1 protein-coding gene is annotated in these 575 nt (G+C 38.1%); it reads right to left on the bottom strand.

Annotation, left to right across the window (positions count from 1 at the left end; translation table 11 throughout):
• Nucleotides 1-7 precede the first annotated feature (7 nt).
• Nucleotides 8-505, bottom strand: coding sequence for a hypothetical protein (locus P7D84_RS13725; RefSeq protein ID WP_311806789.1), 498 nt, complete (start codon nucleotides 503-505; stop codon nucleotides 8-10).
• Nucleotides 506-575 lie beyond the last annotated feature (70 nt).

Raw genomic sequence — 575 nt, 5'->3', positions numbered from 1 at the left:
GTGGTCACTAGCTGACTGTTAGTTCTGCGAAAAGATTCCAATGCTCTTCACCTTTAAAGACGTTGTAAGGAATCGTTTCGTCCTCTTCGTCGTCATAGGCGAAATCCCATAAATCGTCTGCTACTGACGTTTGACACCAAGCTACGCCGATTACATCTTCGTCCTCTTTCATGGCTTGTATGATCTCGATTTGCTGTCCAAAATTTGAGTTGGGATAAACAGCTAGATATTTCTCAAAATTACTAATCAACTGCTCGAAATTTTCTTTTAATACAATAACCTTGTCAAAGGTACTTCCTAGCAAAACATCTTCGTATTCTTCGTAGAATCCTTTGTTGAAATTGCCCCAAGTCTTTTTAAATCCGAACATCATGTCATCGTTTAATGCGTATTTCTCGTTTAAGCTATTCCAAACGTGCATGCCGCCAAGCCAGCTATTTTTGGCTTCTCCGTAAGGTGTTACGTCTCCGTTTTTATTAACTGCATATAATTCAGTTGTACTCATTTAAGTATTCCTCCTCTAAGTCCTCCGTTAGTTGATTATTTTAAAATTAGTTCAATTATGATTTCTTCCC

The sequence above is a fragment of the Enterococcus dongliensis genome (assembly GCF_031927985.1).
Taxonomy (GTDB): Bacteria; Bacillota; Bacilli; order Lactobacillales; family Enterococcaceae; genus Enterococcus_A; species Enterococcus_A dongliensis.
This window is presented reverse-complemented; position numbering and strand designations above follow the sequence as displayed.

Coding starts and splice junctions, on each gene's coding strand:
- P7D84_RS13725 (WP_311806789.1), bottom strand. CDS start 505: ATGAGTACAACTGAATTATATGCAGTTAATAAAAACGGAGACGTAACA.